The following is a 17902-nucleotide window of genomic DNA, read 5'->3' as shown; positions in this document are numbered from 1 at the left end:
CAGTGTACACTGCACCAGTGAGAAAAGCGGATCAGATTGCACAGGGCGGAAACTCTCTGTATAATTCGCCGCCTTTGATGCGCGATTTTCGCCTTCAATATACATCATTATCAACCACGCGTGGTGTCTGGCGTTAGGGCCGGAAGAGCGACGCGGCCTTAGACAGAGGTTTCCCATGAAACAAGGTATTCACCCGAATTACACTGAAATTACTGCAACTTGCTCTTGCGGTAATGTTATCAAAACCCGCTCTACCGTGGGTCACGACCTGAACCTGGACGTATGTGGCAAATGCCACCCGTTCTTCACTGGTAAACAGCGTGTTGTTGATACCGGTGGTCGTGTTGAGCGTTTCAACAAACGCTTCAGCATCCCGGGCAGCAAATAAGTTGCACGAGTCAAAAAAAGCGCCTGCGGGCGCTTTTTTTGTTTCTGCGGGCGGAGATCAATACTCCCAGGTGTCCGGATCGATCCCCAGTTCACGCATCAGCACTTTTGCCGCTTCCGGAATTTCATCACTGCGCTCTTTACGAAGGTCGTCATCGTTTGGCAGTGGTTGCCCGGTAAACGCGTGCAGGAATGCCTCACACAGCAGTTCACTGTTGGTTGCGTGGCGCAGGTTATTCACCTGGCGACGGGTACGTTCATCAGTGAGGATCTTCAGTACTTTCAGAGGAATGGAAACTGTGATCTTCTTAACCTGTTCGCTCTTTTTACCGTGCTCAGCATAAGGGCTGATATATTCGCCGCTCCATTCAGCCATGGGATACCTTTAATCCTCTCAATCGTTATTGTGCGCCAGCCGCCTGCCAGGGCGATACCGGCCAGAATGATTACATGTAATTTAGGGTGTAAGCGTGCAGGATAAAGCGTTTTGCCAGGGCCTGCGCGGTTTTACCACACTAATGCGTATAATTTTAACGGCTATTCACGGTTTGCTCAATCTATACGCAAAGAAGTTTAGATGTCCAGATGTATTGACGTCTATATTCACAATGATTACTCTGAAGGCCAAATATTACCCGACAAGCCAGGATATAACCGATCATGACGCGTAAACAGGCCACCATTGCAGTACGTAGCGGTTTAAACAACGATGAGCAGTTTGGCTGCGTTGTTCCTCCTATCCACCTCTCCAGCACCTATAATTTCACCGGGTTTAACGAACCCCGCGCCCACGATTATTCACGCCGCGGCAATCCGACCCGTGACGTGGTGCAGCGTGCACTGGCCGAGCTGGAAGGCGGGGCTGGCGCGGTGCTGACCAGTAGCGGCATGTCGGCGATTCATCTGGTGACCACGGTCTTTTTACAGCCCGGTGATCTGCTGGTCGCCCCCCATGATTGTTATGGCGGCAGTTATCGCCTGTTTGATAGCCTGGCAAAGCGCGGGTGCTACCGGGTGCTGTTTGTGGATCAGGGGGATGAAGCGGCCCTGGCCGCCGCCCTGGCGCAGAAACCTAAACTGGTCCTGGTAGAAAGTCCGAGTAATCCGCTGTTACGCGTGGTAGATATTGCGAAAATTTGCCACCTGGCCCGGGAAGCGGGGGCGGTCAGCGTGGTAGACAATACCTTCCTGAGCCCTGCGCTACAAAACCCCCTGGAACTGGGGGCGGACCTGGTATTGCACTCCTGCACCAAGTACCTTAACGGCCATTCGGATGTGGTGGCCGGGGTGGTTATCGCCAAAGACGAGGCGCAGGCCACGGAGCTTGCCTGGTGGGCCAATAATATTGGCGTGACCGGCGGGGCGTTTGACAGCTACCTGCTGCTGCGCGGGCTGCGTACCCTGGGGCCGCGTATGGACGCAGCCCAGCGTAATGCGCAGGCCATTGTGGCGTATCTGCAAAACCAGCCGCAGGTTAAAAAACTGTACCACCCGTCGCTGCCGGGGAACCCGGGCCATGAGATTGCCGCCCGCCAGCAGAAGGGCTTTGGGGCGATGCTGAGTTTTGAGCTGCACGGTGATGAGCAGACATTACGCCGCTTTCTGAGCGGGTTATCTCTGTTTACACTGGCAGAATCTTTAGGTGGTGTGGAGAGCCTGATCTCCCACGCCGCGACAATGACCCATGCGGGCATGGCGCCAGAGGCACGTGCCGCAGCGGGCATTTCTGACATGCTGTTACGTATTTCCACGGGTATTGAAGACAGTGATGATTTAATTGCTGACCTGGAAAATGGCTTCCGGGCAGCAGCAAAGGGGTAAGTATGAGTGTTTCAGTGCCTGCAGAGACGGCCGGTCGTCAACTGCATAAATTTGGCGGCAGCAGCCTGGCCGATGTGAAATGTTACCTGCGCGTGGCGGGTATCATGGCCGATTATTCCCGCCCGGGTGACATGATGGTGGTGTCTGCGGCGGGGAGTACCACCAATCAGTTGATAAGCTGGCTGAAGCTGAGCCAGACCGATCGTCTTGCGGCGCACCAGGTCCAGCAGTCGCTGCGCCGCTACCAGAGCGAGCTGATTAGCGGTTTGTTGCCTGCCGATGCCGCCGGGATACTGATTAACCGTTTTATTCACGATCTGGAGCGCCTGGCGGCGCTGCTGGACGGCAACATTACCGATGCGGTCTACGCCGAAGTGGTCGGGCACGGGGAGATCTGGTCTGCCCGGCTGATGGCTGAGGTTCTGAACCAGCAGGATATGGCCGCGGCCTGGCTGGATGCCCGGGATTTTCTGCGCGCCGAACGGGCCGCCCAACCCGAGGTAGATGAAAGCCTCTCCTGGCCGCTGCTCCAGCAACTGATGGCCCAGCACCCGAATAAGCGCCTGGTGGTGACCGGGTTTATCTGCCGCAACAACGCCGGGGAAACGGTGCTGCTGGGGCGCAACGGCTCTGACTATTCCGCCACCCAGGTCGGCGCGCTGGCCGGGGTGAACCGGGTGACTATCTGGAGTGATGTGGCCGGGGTCTACAGCGCGGATCCGCGCAAAGTTAAAGACGCCTGCCTGCTGCCGCTGCTGCGCCTGGATGAAGCCAGTGAACTGGCCCGCCTGGCCGCGCCGGTGCTGCACACCCGCACCCTGCAGCCGGTATCCGGCAGCGATGTGGATCTGCAACTGCGCTGCAGCTACACCCCGGAGCAGGGCTCTACCCGTATTGAGCGGGTGCTGGCTTCCGGGACCGGTGCCCGTATTGTCACCAGCCACGATGGTGTGGCGCTGATTGAATACCGCGTACCGGCAGACCAGGACGTGAAACGGGTACAAAAAGAGATAGAGACGCTGCTCAAGCGTGCCCAGGTGCGCCCGCTGGCGACCGGTGTGCATCCGGATCGCCATCTGCTGCAATTCTGCTATACCGCAGAAGTGGTGGAAAGCGCCCTCCGGCTGCTGAAGGAGGCGGCGCTGCCGGGTGAGCTGACCCTGCGTGAGGGGATGGCGCTGGTAGCGATGGTGGGGGCCGGTGTCTGCCGCAACCCGCTGCACGGCCACCGTTTCTGGCAGCAGCTTAACGATCAGCCGGTGGAGTTTGTCTGGCAGTCCGAGCAGGGGATAAGCCTGGTGGCAGTACTGCGCGGCGGCCCGACCGAGAGCCTGGTCCAGGGGCTGCACCAGTCACTGTTCCGCGCTGAGAAGCGCATTGGTCTGGTGCTGTTCGGGAAAGGGAATATCGGCTCCCGCTGGCTGGAGCTGTTTGCCCGCGAGCAGGAGACGCTCTCTGCCCGTACTGGTTTTGAGTTTGTGCTCGCCGGTGTGGTAGACAGCAGCCGCAGCCTGCTGAATTACCAGGGGCTGAATGCCAGCCGGGCGCTGGCGTTCTTTAACGACGACGCCACCGGCGTGGATGAAGAAGAGCTGTTCCAGTGGATGCGTAACCACCCGTATGACGATCTGGTGGTGCTGGATGTCACCGCCAGTGAAGAGCTGGCGGATCGCTACCTGGATTTTGCCAGCCACGGGTTCCACGTGATAAGCGCCAACAAGCTGGCGGGCGCCAGCGGTAGCCAGCAGTACCGGCAGATCCGCGACGCGTTTGCCAAGACCGGCCGCCACTGGCTGTATAACGCGACGGTGGGCGCGGGCCTGCCGGTGAACCATACGGTGCGCGATCTGCGCGACAGCGGGGATACTATCCTCTCCCTGAGTGGGATCTTCTCCGGCACCTTGTCCTGGCTGTTTTTGCAGTTCGACGGTAGCGTGCCGTTCACGGAGCTGGTGGATCAGGCGTGGCAGCAGGGGCTGACCGAGCCGGACCCGCGGGTGGATCTTTCCGGCAAAGACGTGATGCGCAAGCTGGTGATCCTCGCCCGGGAAGCGGGCTATGACATCGAGCCGGATCAGGTGCGGGTGGAGTCTCTGGTGCCCCAGGATTGCGAAGCGGGATCGGTGGACTTCTTCTTTGAAAACGGAGACGCCCTGAACGAGCAGATGACTCAGCGCCTTGAGGCCGCCCAGGAGATGGGTCTGGTGCTGCGTTACGTGGCGCGTTTTGATGCCAACGGCAAAGCCCGGGTGGGTGTCGAGGCGGTGCGCCCGGAGCAGCCGCTGGCCGCGTTACTGCCCTGCGATAATGTGTTTGCCATTGAAAGCCGCTGGTATCGCGATAACCCGCTGGTTATTCGTGGCCCCGGGGCCGGGCGCGATGTAACGGCCGGGGCTCTCCAGTCCGACATCAACCGGCTGGCCCAGTTACTGTAACCGGCATCAGCGTAAGTGGTTCCGATCCCCGTGCGGGCTGGCGTAAGCCAGCCCGTTTTTATTTGCATGGTGAAGAAAATTCATGTTAGCTGAAAATTCCTCACCGGCGGTGGTGATTATTTAGTTGACGGCACCGCGCTTTTCCGTCATTTTTACATCTGGACGTCTAAACGGATAGACGGCAAATAACACAATACACAACACATAATTATCAGAAGCGATTGATGAGGTAAGGTATGAGTTTCTTTCACGCCAGTCAGCGGGATGCTCTGAATCAGAGCCTGGCAGAAGCCGGCCCGATTAATGTTTCTTTTGAGTTTTTCCCGCCGCGCACCAGTGAAATGGAGCAAACCCTGTGGCACTCCATCGATCGCTTAAGCAGCCTGAAGCCGAAATTTGTCTCCGTAACTTACGGGGCAAACTCCGGCGAGCGCGACCGCACCCACAGCATTATTAAAGGCATTAAAGATCGCACCGGTCTGGAAGCGGCCCCGCATCTGACCTGTATCGACGCCACCCGCGACGAGCTGCGCACCATTGCCCGGGACTACTGGGAAAACGGTATCCGCCATATTGTGGCGCTGCGCGGGGATTTACCGCCCAACAGCGGCAAACCGGAAATGTACGCCGCCGATCTGGTCTCTCTGCTCCGGGAAGTGGGGGATTTTGACATCTCGGTGGCCGCTTACCCGGAAGTCCACCCGGAGGCAAAAAGCGCCCAGGCGGATCTGATTAACCTGAAGCGTAAAATCGATGCCGGTGCTAACCGCGCCATTACCCAGTTCTTCTTTGATGTGGAAAGCTACCTGCGCTTTCGCGATCGTTGCGTGGCCGCCGGGATCGACGCGGAGATCGTGCCGGGGATCCTGCCGGTCAGTAACTATAAGCAGCTGCAGAAGTTCGCCACCATGACCAACGTGCGGGTGCCGAGCTGGATGAGCAACATGTTTGAGGGGCTGGATGACGACCCGGAAACCCGCAAGCTGGTGGGGGCCAATATCGCCATGGATATGGTGAAAATCCTCAGCCGCGAAGGGGTGAAGGATTTCCATTTCTACACCCTGAACCGGGCAGAAATGAGCTACGCCATTTGCCATACCCTCGGCGTGCGCCCGGCCCTGTAAGCCGCCTGCCTGAACGACAAAAGCCACCTGACGGTGGCTTTTGTGTTTCCGGTTACTGGTTCCCCACCTGATCCCCGTAGGGCAGTTTATCGTAATCGCGCAGTGCCCCCTTCTTGTACGGGTTACCTATCCAGCGGGTGGTTTCGCGAAACTGCGGGCTGACCAGCGAACGGCTCGGATCGTAGCCGTCATATTGCAGACCGGCTAAATCAGACCAGGTATGGATAAGCTGGGCGCTGCTGTATTTGCGGTTCACATCGCCGCTAAAGTCGCGCGGATGAGCCTGCTGCCATTTTTCTGATGTCCAGAGGATAAACGGCACTGTATACATATGGCGGGTGGGGGTCTCCTCATTACGCCCCTGGGTCTGGTGCGGCGGCGTGTCGTATACCTCTTCCCCGTGGTCAGAGAAATAGAGCAGGAAGCCGTTAGGGTCCGTGGCCTTGTAGTCGTTAATCAGGCTGGCTATCACGTGGTCATTGTACAGGTTCGCGTTGTCGTAGGTGTTGTAGTCGGTAATTTGCGTGTCGTTCAGCCCCGGGGGTAAGTCATCCGTTTTGTTGTCGAATTTGCCCCAGTTTTCCGGGTAGCGGAATTCATAGCGAATGTGTGTACCCAGCAGATGCACGATAATAAATTTCCGGGGCGCCGGATCCGCAAGCACTTTTTTAAACGGCTCCAGCACGTTGGTATCGTATTCCCGGGCGCTCTGGGTGCGCTGCTGGTTCATATAGAACTGCTCGTCCGTCTGCTTAGAGAACACCGTCAGCATGGTGTTGCGCTTGGTCATGGTCTGCTGGTTGGTTATCCAGAATGTCTTGTAGCCTGCCTGCTTCATCATGTTCATCAGCGAGGGGCGGCTCAGGTAGAGATCCGGGTTTTTTTCGTCGGCAAAGGTCAGCGCCTGCTGCAGAATTTCAATGGTATACGGGCGTGAGGTCACCACGTTGTTGAATACCGCCAGGCGCGGATCGTTTTTGTGTATGGCGTCCAGCTCCGGGGTGGTTTCCCGGTGGTAGCCATACAGGCTCATACGGCCACGCTGGGTGGATTCGCCTATCACCAGGACCAGGGTGCGCGGGGCATTGCCGGAGAGGTCTTTCAGGTTTTGCAGCGGCGGCAGTGCGTTGTTCTCACTGAGCAGGGCGTTCAGGCTGTTGAGCTGGGTGCGGTACTGCACATACCCCACGGCCAGCTGCCAGGGGGCGGCGGGCTCCATCCGGCCCATCAGTGCGCCAGAGGCCTGGGCGATATTTTTCCCCTTCAGGATATTGAGGCCGATGGGGTTCAGGATCAGGCCGAACAGAATGGCGAACGACACCAGCCAGTGCCAGGGCCTGCGGATATAGACCGGGCGCAGCCGGGTCCACAACAACACGGCACCCAGGGTATAGGCGGCGGTACACAACACCAGTTTCAGGCTGAAATACTGGCCAATGTATTCGCGGGCCTCGTTGGCGTTGGTTTCAAACATCACAAACAGCACGCTTTGCGAGAATTCCTGGCCGTAGATAACAAAATAGCTCAGCGCCGCCAGGGAGGCGGCCCACAGGATAACGCCGATCACTGCGGCAATTGTGCGGGTGTATTTCGGGAATAAAAATACCGGGATCAGCCACAGGGAGCTGTAGAGCAGAGAGTCCCGGAAACCGTTCGTACCGCTGTACCCGGAGATAAGTATGGCAACCTGTAAAACGGTGGAGAAATACCAAAAATAGAGAAGTACCCAGCCAAGGGCTTTCCAGCTAAATGTTGGTTTAGCCTGGGAGTGAGTAGTGTGCATATTATGACCTGTCTGGTGAAAATACGCTGAGGGTAATGCCAAAACCTTAAGCAATCCTGAGCGTCAGCCAGACGGCAGCATAAATAATTGCGCCGGGCAACTATAGCACAATTCGCGACTTTCCGGCTGGCCAGAAAGTCGCGAAGGGAGGATAAACGGGATTAACCGGTATTACGCATACCTGCCGCAACCCCGGCGATGGTCACCATCAGCGCCTGTTCCACCCGGGGATCCGGCTGGGCGCCTTGCTCTTCGGCCTGGCGCGAGCGGTGCAGCAGCTCGGCCTGGAGCACGTTAAGCGGGTCGGTATAGATATTACGCAGCGTAATTGACTCTGCTATCCACGGTAAGTCGGCCATCAGATGGGCATCGTTCGCGATGGCCAGCACCAGTTTGATGTCGGCCTCCAGCTGTTTGCGCAGCTCCAGCCCCAGGGGCCACAGGGCGGTATTTACCAGGCGCTGATCGTAGTATTCCGCCAGCCACAGATCCGCTTTGGCAAACACCATCTCCAGCATACCCAGGCGGGTAGAGAAGAACGGCCAGTCGCGACACATGGCTTCCAGCTTGCTCTGCCTGCCGTCTTCCACCACTTTTTGCAGTGCGGCACCGGCACCCAGCCAGGCGGGCAGCATCAGGCGGTTCTGGGTCCAGGCGAAGATCCAGGGGATCGCGCGCAGCGACTCAACGCCACCGGTAGGGCGGCGTTTGGCCGGGCGCGAGCCAAGCGGCAGTTTACCCAGCTCCAGCTCTGGCGTTGCGGAGCGGAAATAGGGCACGAAGTCTTTATTCTCACGAATGTAGCCACGGTACATATCGCAGGAGATGGTCGAAAGCTCGTCCATAATCCGGCGCCATTCCGGTTTGGGCTCCGGCGGCGGCAGCAGGTTGGCCTCAAGAATGGCGCTGGTGTACAGCGACAGGCTGGCGACGGTCACTTCCGGCAGCCCGTATTTGAAGCGGATCATCTCGCCCTGTTCGGTCACCCGCAGGCCGCCTTTCAGGCTGCCCGGGGGCTGCGACAGCAGGGCCGCGTGGGCCGGTGCGCCGCCGCGGCCAATAGAGCCACCGCGCCCGTGGAATAGGGTCAGCGCGATACCGGCTTTTTCGCAGGTTTTGATCAGTGCATCCTGCGCCTGGTACTGGGCCCAGGAGGCCGCCATCACGCCTGCATCTTTGGCCGAGTCCGAATAGCCAATCATCACCATCTGTTTGCCCTGAATAAACCCGCGATACCAGTCAATACTCAGCAGCTGGCTCATTACGTCGTTCGCGTTGTTCAGGTCTTCGAGGGTTTCAAACAGCGGGGCCACCGGCATGGCGAAGCTGATCCCCGCCTCTTTAAGCAGCAGGTGGACTGCCAGCACGTCGGACGGGGTTTTCGCCATGGAGATAACATAGGCGGCAATGGAGCCCTGGGGCGCTTCGGCAATCACCTTGCAGGTATCGAGCACCTCACGGGTGTCGGCGCTGGGCTCCCACTGGCGCGGCAGCAGCGGGCGTTTGGAGTTCAGCTCGCGGATCAGGAACGCCTGCTTGTCGGCCTCTGACCAGCTTTCATAGTCGCCAAGGCCCAGATAGCGGGTAATTTCGCCCAGCGCTTCGCTGTGGCGGGTGCTCTCCTGGCGGATGTCTATCCGCACCAGCGGCACGCCAAAGGCTTTCACCCGGCGCAGGGTGTCCAGCAGCTCGCCGTTGGCGATTATCCCCATGCCGCAGGCCTGCAGGGAGTTATAACAGGCCAGCAGCGGGTCCCACAGCTGGGCGTTGTGGGTGATAAGATCTTTGGGCTTCGGCAGTTTCTGGCCTTTCAGGCGCGCTTCCAGCCAGGCCTGGGTGGACATCAGCTGGCTGCGCAGCTGTTTCATCAGGTAGCGGTATGGCTCCTGTTCGCCTTCATCCCCCACCCGCTGGCGCAGCTCATCGGTACATTCCACCATCGACAGCTCAGAAATAAGCACCTGGATATCTTTCAGGAACAGATCGGTGGCCTTCCAGCGGCTGAGCAGCAACACGTGGCGGGTAATATCGGCGGTCACGTTCGGGTTACCGTCCCGGTCTCCCCCCATCCAGGAGGTAAAGCGCACCGGGACAAAGTCCACCGGCAGCTTGTAATCCAGGGTTTCATCGAGCTGTTCGTTCAGCTCGCGCAGGTAATTCGGCACCCCTTCCCAGAGGCTGTTTTCCACCACGGCAAAGCCCCATTTGGCTTCGTCTACCGGGGTCGGGCGGTGTTTACGAATCTCATCCGTGTGCCATGACTGGGCAATCAGCTGGCGCAGACGGCGCATCACCAGATTGCGCTCATAATCGGTCAGATCGTTGTGGTCGAGCTGTTTCAGGCAGCTGTTGACCTCCACCAGTTTGTGGATCAGCGTGCGGCGGGTAATTTCGGTCGGGTGGGCGGTCAGCACCAGCTCCAGGGAGAGGGACTCCAGCGAGTGCCGGATATCCGCATCAGACAGGGCGTGCTCTTCCCGCAGTTTGCGCACGGTATTGGCGATAATTTCCGGGTTGTTGGCCGCCTCGCCGTGGGGAGACATACTGTGGTACTGCTCGGCAGTGTTGGCCAGATTCAGGAACTGGCTGAAGGCGCGGGCTACCGGTAACAGCTCATCGTTCGATAAATTCTGCAATGTGGTGAGCAGCGCCTGGCGATCTGACTCATTGCCGGCACGGGAAGATTTGGACAATTTACGGATGGTTTCTACGCGGTCGAGAATATTTTCTCCCAGCGCGTCCCTGATGGTATCCCCGAGCAGTTTGCCGAGCATACTGACATTACTTCGCAAAGCGGAATAGCGTTCGTTCATATGACCCCAGACACCCAATCTTTTATTTTTACCCTGTGCTTTCCGGAAAAACAGCCCGCTGGACTGTACCAGTCAGTTTTCGGGAAGAATTACCCAATTTCACCCTCGCGGGTTCAACACCGTCTTTTATAAAGCCACGATAGATCCCATTCGTCAATTGTTGCGAAAACGGTTCAGCAAACGAGTAAACCGCGCAAATTTACGAAATTTAACCCGGGGAATGGCAAATAAGTAATTCTTATCGAAAAGTAAAAAACCGGAGGATAAAAAAGGGGAATTCCCCCCTTTTTACCGAATGATCAGTGCCAGCAAAAATGATGAATAACCTGGGTAATTAATTCCCGGGTTGGTTTGATAAACCGGGTTTCGAGATATTCATCGGGCTGGTGGGCCTGCTCAATGGAGCCCGGGCCCAGCACCAGGGTCGGGCAGAGATTCTGAATAAACGGCGCTTCGGTACAGTAATTCACGACTTCGGTCCGGGTGTTGAGCAGTTTCTCCACCACCTGGACGAGCGGATCCTCTACCGGGCATTCGTAGCCCGGGATCGGCGGGTGTAATTCACTGATAGCCAGATGCCCCGGCCACTGCTCGCTCACCGGTGCCAGCGCATCAGCCAGCAGGCCGTTAAGATCAGAAAGCGTCAGCCCCGGCAGCGGGCGAATATCCATATGCAGCTCGCAGCAGGCGCAAATCCGGTTAGCGGCATCACCACCGCTGATATGGCCGAGATTCAGGGTGGGGTACGGCACGGTAAATGCGGCGTGGTGGTAGCGGGTTTTCAGCGTGTCGCGCAGGGTCAGAATATGGCCGATGGCATCGTGCATAATCTCAATGGCGTTAACGCCACGGGCCGGATCGCTGGAGTGGCCAGACTGGCCGGTCACCCGGATAGCGCTGGACATATGGCCTTTGTGGGCGCGCACCGGCTGCAGAGAGGTGGGCTCACCAATAATGGCGCAGTCCGGCCGGATGGTGGCGTGTTCGGCAAAGTAGCGGGCACCGGCCATGCTGGTTTCTTCGTCTGCGGTGGCCAGGATATAGAGCGGTTTCGCCAGTTTTGTGACGTCCACATCCCGTAATGCATCAAGAATAAAGGCAAAGAAGCCTTTCATATCGGCAGAGCCGAGGCCGTAAAGTTTGTTGTCGTGCTCAGTTAAGGTAAAGGGGTCCCGGGTCCAGCGGCCGTCATCAAACGGCACCGTGTCGGTATGGCCCGCCAGCAGCAGGCCACCGGCCCCGGTGCCGGTGCTGGCCAGCAGGTTGAATTTGTTGCGGGTGCCGGGAACAGGTTGCACTTCCACCGTGAAGCCCAGATCGCTAAACCATCCGGCCAGCAGATTGATTAAAGACGCATTGCTTTGATCGAGTGCGCTGTCGGTGGCGCTGATCGATGGTGTGGCGATCAGGGCGCGGTAAATCTCGATAAATGGCGGTAATTTCATCTTCACTGTTGACATACCTTTGGTTGGATAGTATCAATATTCATGCATTTATTTTGAATAAAAATACAATAACGCAGAGCGTAAAGAAACCCCGGTTTCGGGTGTACAACCACCACGCTCATCACCGTGGGTATGGCGGCAGCCATTGCCTGACAAACCATGACAACGCAAATAAGGTTTACAGCCCCGATGTTGAATACGCTGATTGTGGGTGCCAGCGGTTACACAGGCGCAGAGCTTGCTACCTATGTCAACCGCCACCCCCATATGAACATAACCGCTTTGACGGTTTCTGCGCAAAGTTCAGATGCAGGAAAACTGATTTCTGATTTACACCCGCAACTGAAGGGTATTGTTGACCTTCCCCTGCAGCCGATGGCGGATATCAGCGCATTCGCCCATAACGTTGATGTGGTTTTTCTGGCAACGGCCCATGAGGTCAGCCACGATCTGGCGCCGCAATTCCTGGCGGCAGGCTGCGTTGTTTTTGATTTGTCCGGTGCTTACCGGGTAAATAATCCTGATTTTTATACCCGCTATTATGGCTTTACCCACCAGCACCCACAGTGGCTGGAGCAGGCCGTATATGGCCTGGCGGAATGGGAACACGGTGCCCTGAAAGAAGCACAGCTGATTGCGGTGCCGGGGTGCTACCCGACGGCGGCCCAGCTGGCGCTGAAACCGCTGATTGAAGAAGGGCTGCTGGATCTGACCCAGTGGCCGGTGATTAACGCCACCAGCGGGGTGAGCGGAGCCGGGCGTAAAGCGGCGCTCGGGAACAGCTTTTGTGAAGTGAGCCTGCAACCTTACGGGTTGTTTACTCACCGGCATCAGCCGGAGATTGCCAGCCACCTGGGGGCGGAGGTGGTGTTCACCCCCCATCTGGGTAACTTCCCGCGCGGTATCCTGGAAACCATTACCTGCCGTCTGAAGCCCGGCGTCACGCACGGGCAGGTGGCGGCGTGCTATCAGCAGGCCTACGAAGATAAACCGCTGGTGCGGCTGTACGACACCGGCGTACCGGCACTGAAAAACGTGGTCGGGCTGCCGTTTTGTGATATCGGGTTTGCCGTGCAGGACACGCACCTTATCGTGGTGGCCACAGAAGATAACTTACTGAAAGGCGCTGCGGCGCAGGCCATTCAGTGCATGAATATTCGGTTTGATTTTGCCGAAACACAATCACTTATTTAACCGGTCGCAAGGTGAAAAGATGAACCCGTTAATTATCAAACTTGGTGGTGTACTGCTGGATAGCGAAGAAGCGCTGGCGCGGTTATTTAGCGCGCTTGTTGAGTATCGTCAGACCCATCAGCGACCTCTGGTAATTGTGCACGGTGGCGGCTGTGTCGTGGATGAGCTGATGAAAAAGCTCTCCCTTCCGGTAGAGAAAAAAAATGGCCTGCGGGTAACGCCTGCCGATCAGATTGATATTATCACCGGGGCGCTGGCCGGTAGCGCCAACAAAACCCTGCTGGCCTGGGCGGTTAAGCACCACCTGGACGCAGTGGGCCTGTTCCTGGGCGATGGCGGCAGCGTGAATGTCACGCAGCTTGATGAATCCTTAGGCCATGTGGGCAAGGCGACCCCGGGCAACCCGAACCTGCTGAATTTGCTGCTGAGTAGTGGCTACCTGCCGGTGGTCAGCTCAATTGGCGTCACGCAGAGTGGCGAGCTGATGAACGTGAATGCGGATCAGGCGGCAACGGCGCTGGCGGAAACCCTCGGGGCGGATCTGATTCTGCTGTCGGATGTCAGCGGCATCCTCGACGGCAAGGGCCAGCGTATTGCTGAAATGACCGCCGCAAAAGCGGAACAACTGATAGCCCAGGGCATTATTACCGACGGCATGATTGTGAAGGTGAACGCGGCGCTGGATGCGGCCCGCACGCTGGGCCGCCCGGTGGATATTGCCTCCTGGCGTCATGCAGAGCAGTTACCGGCGCTGTTTAACGGGGTCGCCATCGGCACCCGTATTCTGGCGTAACCGGTATTGCGTGATTTTTTAAGAGTAACAGCAGGGCATGGTGCCCTGTGATTCTGAAATGACTGGATTTTCTGGAGCATAATTATGGCACTTTGGGGCGGGCGTTTTACACAGGCAGCGGATCAGCGGTTTAAACAGTTTAACGACTCTTTACGCTTCGACTATCGCCTGGCTGAGCAGGATATTACGGGCTCTGTCGCCTGGTCCAAAGCGCTGGTGACCGTTGGTGTGCTGACCGCACAAGAGCAGCAGCAGCTGGAGCAGGCACTGACCGCGCTGCTGGAAGAGGTGCAGGCGCATCCGCAGGCCATTCTGGAAAGCGACGCGGAAGATATTCACAGCTGGGTGGAAGGAAAACTGATTGAGAAAGTCGGCCAGCTGGGTAAGAAGCTGCACACCGGGCGCAGCCGTAATGATCAGGTCGCGACCGATCTGAAGCTGTGGTGTAAAGCGCAGGTCAGCGAGCTGCTGGCGGCCACCCGCCAGTTGCAACAGGCGCTGGTGGTAACGGCGGAAAATAACCAGGATGCGGTGATGCCGGGCTATACCCACCTGCAGCGCGCCCAGCCGGTGACCTTTGCCCACTGGTGTATGGCCTACGTGGAGATGCTGGCCCGGGACGAGAGCCGCCTGCAGGATACACTCAAACGCCTGGATGTCAGCCCACTGGGGTGCGGCGCGCTGGCGGGAACGGCCTATAACATTGACCGTGAGCAGTTAGCCGGCTGGCTGGGCTTTGCCAGCGCTACCCGTAACAGCCTGGACAGCGTTTCCGATCGCGACCATGTGCTGGAGCTGCTCTCCGATGCGGCTATCGGGATGGTGCATTTGTCCCGCTTTGCCGAAGATCTGATTTTCTTCAACTCCGGCGAAGCAGGCTTTGTGGAGTTGTCTGACCGGGTGACCTCTGGCTCATCACTGATGCCGCAGAAAAAGAACCCGGATGCCCTGGAGCTGATCCGCGGTAAAACCGGCCGGGTGCAGGGGGCGCTTACCGGCATGATGATGACCCTGAAAGGGCTGCCGCTGGCCTATAACAAAGATATGCAGGAAGACAAAGAAGGGCTGTTCGATGCTCTCGACACCTGGACGGACTGCCTGCACATGGCGGTGCTGGTGCTGGACGGTATTCAGGTAAAACGCCCGCGCTGCCAGGAAGCGGCCCAGCAGGGCTATGCGAACGCCACCGAGCTTGCCGATTATCTGGTGGCTAAAGGCGTACCGTTTCGCGAGGCGCACCATATCGTTGGCGAGGCCGTCGTAGAAGCCATTCGCCAGGCGAAGCCGCTGGAAGCGCTGGCGCTGGGTGAATTGCAGGCCTTCAGCCCGGTCATTGGGCAGGATGTGTATGATATTTTGTCCCTGGCTTCCTGCCTTGAGAAGCGTGCGGCGAAGGGCGGGGTCAGTGGCCCTCAGGTCGCCAGCGCCATAGCGGAGGCAAAGCAGCGCCTGGCGTAACCGGGCAATACTCAACAAAACCTGGCGTATGCCGGGTTTTTTGTTTGGGTGGCGGATAAAAAAATGGCGGACATCAAGTCCGCCGAAAGTTCACGTTGGCTTTAGTAATTCAGTTCACCGGAGAGAGGGTAACCAGGCATATCGTGCCAGGTTGCCGGTGAGTGGTAAGGATTATCACCCGGGGCACTTGATAGGGATAATCGTTGGTTGCTATGCTTTCTATCGCCATGGTCTATCATGGCGGTGGAGGATGATTAATGAATATTCGTGATCTGGAGTATCTTGTTGCGCTTGCTGAGCATCGCCATTTCCGGCGTGCTGCAGATTCGTGTCATGTGAGCCAGCCTACCCTGAGTGGGCAGATTCGTAAGCTGGAAGATGAGCTGGGGGTGATGCTGCTGGAACGCACCAGCCGTAAAGTGTTATTTACCCAGGCAGGTTTACTGCTGGTGGAGCAGGCGCGCACCGTATTGAGGGAGGTCAAAGTCCTCAAGGAGATGGCGAGCCAGCAGGGGGAAACCATGTCCGGCCCGCTGCATATTGGCCTGATCCCCACCGTTGGGCCGTACCTGTTGCCCCATATTATTCCGATGCTGCACCAGACCTTCCCCAAACTGGAAATGTACCTGCATGAGGCCCAGACACACCAGCTACTGGCCCAGCTGGACAGCGGCAAACTCGACTGTGCAATACTCGCGCTGGTGAAAGAGAGCGAGGCGTTTATTGAGGTGCCGCTGTTCGACGAGCCGATGCTGCTGGCGATTTATGAAGATCACCCCTGGGCCAGCCGCGACAAAGTGCCGATGCACGATCTGGCGGGCGAAAAGCTGCTGATGCTGGAAGACGGCCACTGTTTGCGGGATCAGGCGATGGGTTTTTGCTTTGAAGCCGGGGCTGATGAAGACACCCATTTCCGGGCAACCAGCCTTGAAACGCTGCGCAATATGGTGGCGGCCGGTAGCGGTATTACGCTGCTGCCCGCCCTGGCGGTGCCGCCAGAGCGCCGCCGGGATGGGGTGGTGTATCTGCCGTGCAATAAACCCGAGCCACGGCGCACCGTCGGGCTGGTCTATCGCCCGGGCTCGCCGCTGCGCAGCCGCTATGAGCAGCTGGCAGAGGCCATCCGCAGCCAGATGGATGGCCACTTTGACGGTACATTAAAACAGGCGGTTTAACCCGTTCAGTGCCGCAACCCGGTAGGCTTCAGCCATAGTGGGATAGTTAAAGGTGGTGTTAACGAAGTATTCAATCGTATTACCGCCGCCTTTCTGTTCCATGATGGCCTGGCCGATGTGTATTATCTCGGCGGCACGCTCCCCGAAACAGTGGATCCCGAGGATCTCTTTCGTTTCGCGGTGAAAGAGGATCTTCAGCGATCCGACATTCATGCCGACGATTTGCGCCCGGGCCAGGTGTTTAAACTGGGCGCGTCCCACTTCATAAGGCACCTTCATGGCGGTGAGCTGCTGCTCGGTTTTCCCCACTGAGCTGATTTCCGGAATGGTGTAAATCCCGGTCGGAATGTCTTCAATCAGGTGGGCGCTCGCCTCGCCACGGACCATCGCCTGGGCGGCAATACGCCCCTGATCATAGGCCGCGGAGGCCAGGCTCGGGTAGCCGATAACATCCCCGACAGCATAAATATGGGGCTGTGCGGTCTGGTACATGCTGTTGACCTTCAGCAACCCGCGGCCATCAGCCTCAAGGCCGACATTGTGCAAATCCATGGAGTCTGTGTTGCCGGTGCGGCCGTTGGCATACAGCAGACAGTCGGCTTTGACCTTTTTCCCGGACTTCAGGTGGACGATAACGCCATCCTGCACGCCTTCTATCTTTTCATATTCTTCGTTATGGCGAATGACCACGCCACTGTTCCAGAAATGATAGGACAGGGAGTCTGACATCTCCTGATCAAGGAAAGCCAGCAGCCGGTCACGGGTGTTGATCAAATCAACTTTTACGTTCATCCCCCGGAAGATAGACGCATATTCGCAGCCGATCACCCCGGCACCATAGATAATGACATGGCGTGGCTCATGGTGCAGGCTGAGAATAGAATCGCTGTCGTAAATGCGCGGGTGGGTGAAGTCGACATCTTCCGGCCGGTAAGGGCGGGAGCCACAGGCGATGACAAACTTATCGCTGGTGATGTTTTCTATGGTGCCGTCTTCGCACTCCAGAGCGATGGTGTGCTCATCAATAAACCGGGCATGGCCGCTGAGCAGCTCGCAGCGGTTACGCTCATAAAAACCCTGGCGCATAGCGGTTTGCTGGTTAATGACGCTATCCGTGTGGTTGAGAATATCAGCGAAGGAGGAGCGGAGCAGACGGGTGTGGTCACTGTAAAGCGGGTTCTGGTTGAATTCAATAATGCGGCTGACGGCGTGGCGGAGAGCTTTGGAAGGTATCGTTCCCCAGTGGGTACATCCGCCGCCCACATTGGTATAGCGCTCGATAACCGCGACGCGCTGGCCCTGTTTAACGAGCCCCATGGCGGCGCCCTCGCCCCCGGGACCGGAACCAATCACTATTGCATCATAATCGTAGGTGTGTGGCATGGTAAGGCTTACCTGTTCTTATACATAAAAGCAACACAATAGTAACATCGATGCCCGGATAACCCAATTATCATTGTGCGCTTTACCGGGA

At 57.6% G+C, this 17902-nt stretch carries 13 protein-coding genes; 8 read left to right on the top strand and 5 right to left on the bottom strand.

Annotated features, from left to right (window positions below; all coding sequences use genetic code 11):
- Positions 1 to 175 precede the first annotated feature (175 nt).
- The gene (gene rpmE, locus EBL_RS18675; RefSeq protein WP_002442685.1) at positions 176 to 388 is read left to right on the top strand and encodes a 50S ribosomal protein L31; all 213 of its coding nucleotides are present in this window, start codon (positions 176 to 178) and stop codon (positions 386 to 388) included.
- Between the two features lie 57 nt (positions 389 to 445).
- Here the strand turns inward: rpmE and metJ are convergent, their stop codons facing one another.
- Positions 446 to 763, bottom strand: coding sequence for a met regulon transcriptional regulator MetJ (gene metJ, locus EBL_RS18670; RefSeq protein WP_002442687.1), 318 nt, complete (start codon positions 761 to 763; stop codon positions 446 to 448).
- A gap of 284 nt (positions 764 to 1047) precedes the next feature.
- On the opposite strand from metJ, the gene metB reads away from it, so the two are divergent.
- The 3 genes from metB to metF all read left to right on the top strand — a co-directional run bounded on the left by metB (position 1048) and on the right by metF (position 5767).
- Positions 1048 to 2208 (top strand): cystathionine gamma-synthase, encoded by a 1161-nt coding sequence (gene metB / locus EBL_RS18665; protein WP_002442689.1) that lies wholly within the window; start codon positions 1048 to 1050, stop codon positions 2206 to 2208.
- Between the two features lie 2 nt (positions 2209 to 2210).
- Positions 2211 to 4643, top strand: coding sequence for a bifunctional aspartate kinase/homoserine dehydrogenase II (locus tag EBL_RS18660; RefSeq protein ID WP_002442691.1), 2433 nt, complete (start codon positions 2211 to 2213; stop codon positions 4641 to 4643).
- A 236-nt stretch (positions 4644 to 4879) separates the two neighbouring features.
- On the top strand, positions 4880 to 5767 hold the full coding sequence (gene metF, locus EBL_RS18655; protein ID WP_002442693.1) for a methylenetetrahydrofolate reductase: 888 nt from the start codon (positions 4880 to 4882) through the stop codon (positions 5765 to 5767).
- A 52-nt stretch (positions 5768 to 5819) separates the two neighbouring features.
- On the opposite strand, the gene EBL_RS18650 is transcribed toward metF, so the two are convergent.
- The 3 genes from EBL_RS18650 to argE form a co-directional block, all read right to left on the bottom strand.
- Entirely contained in the window at positions 5820 to 7550 is a 1731-nt protein-coding gene (locus tag EBL_RS18650; protein WP_002442695.1) for a phosphoethanolamine transferase CptA, read from the bottom strand.
- Positions 7551 to 7711: 161 nt separating this feature from the next.
- Positions 7712 to 10363 (bottom strand): phosphoenolpyruvate carboxylase, encoded by a 2652-nt coding sequence (gene ppc / locus EBL_RS18645; RefSeq protein WP_002442697.1) that lies wholly within the window; start codon positions 10361 to 10363, stop codon positions 7712 to 7714.
- Between the two features lie 299 nt (positions 10364 to 10662).
- Complete coding sequence (gene argE / locus EBL_RS18640) at positions 10663 to 11814, bottom strand: acetylornithine deacetylase (protein WP_034920416.1); 1152 nt, start codon at positions 11812 to 11814, stop codon at positions 10663 to 10665.
- Between the two features lie 183 nt (positions 11815 to 11997).
- On the opposite strand from argE, the gene argC reads away from it, so the two are divergent.
- The 4 genes from argC to oxyR all read left to right on the top strand — a co-directional run bounded on the left by argC (position 11998) and on the right by oxyR (position 16428).
- The gene (gene argC, locus EBL_RS18635; RefSeq protein WP_002442701.1) at positions 11998 to 13002 is read left to right on the top strand and encodes an N-acetyl-gamma-glutamyl-phosphate reductase; all 1005 of its coding nucleotides are present in this window, start codon (positions 11998 to 12000) and stop codon (positions 13000 to 13002) included.
- Between the two features lie 19 nt (positions 13003 to 13021).
- Complete coding sequence (gene argB / locus EBL_RS18630) at positions 13022 to 13795, top strand: acetylglutamate kinase (RefSeq protein ID WP_002442703.1); 774 nt, start codon at positions 13022 to 13024, stop codon at positions 13793 to 13795.
- 84 nt (positions 13796 to 13879) lie between these two features.
- On the top strand, positions 13880 to 15253 hold the full coding sequence (gene argH / locus EBL_RS18625) for an argininosuccinate lyase (RefSeq protein WP_002442706.1): 1374 nt from the start codon (positions 13880 to 13882) through the stop codon (positions 15251 to 15253).
- 257 nt (positions 15254 to 15510) lie between these two features.
- The gene (gene oxyR / locus EBL_RS18620) at positions 15511 to 16428 is read left to right on the top strand and encodes a DNA-binding transcriptional regulator OxyR (protein ID WP_002442708.1); all 918 of its coding nucleotides are present in this window, start codon (positions 15511 to 15513) and stop codon (positions 16426 to 16428) included.
- Here oxyR and sthA read toward each other — a convergent pair.
- The gene (sthA, locus tag EBL_RS18615; protein WP_002442710.1) at positions 16411 to 17811 is read right to left on the bottom strand and encodes a Si-specific NAD(P)(+) transhydrogenase; all 1401 of its coding nucleotides are present in this window, start codon (positions 17809 to 17811) and stop codon (positions 16411 to 16413) included. The genes oxyR and sthA overlap by 18 nt on opposite strands.
- Positions 17812 to 17902: the final 91 nt, after the last annotated feature.

This window comes from Shimwellia blattae DSM 4481 = NBRC 105725 (assembly GCF_000262305.1).
GTDB lineage: Bacteria > Pseudomonadota > Gammaproteobacteria > Enterobacterales > Enterobacteriaceae > Shimwellia > Shimwellia blattae.
The sequence above is the reverse complement of the archived record's forward strand: the minus strand, read 5'-3'. Positions and strand labels throughout refer to the sequence as shown.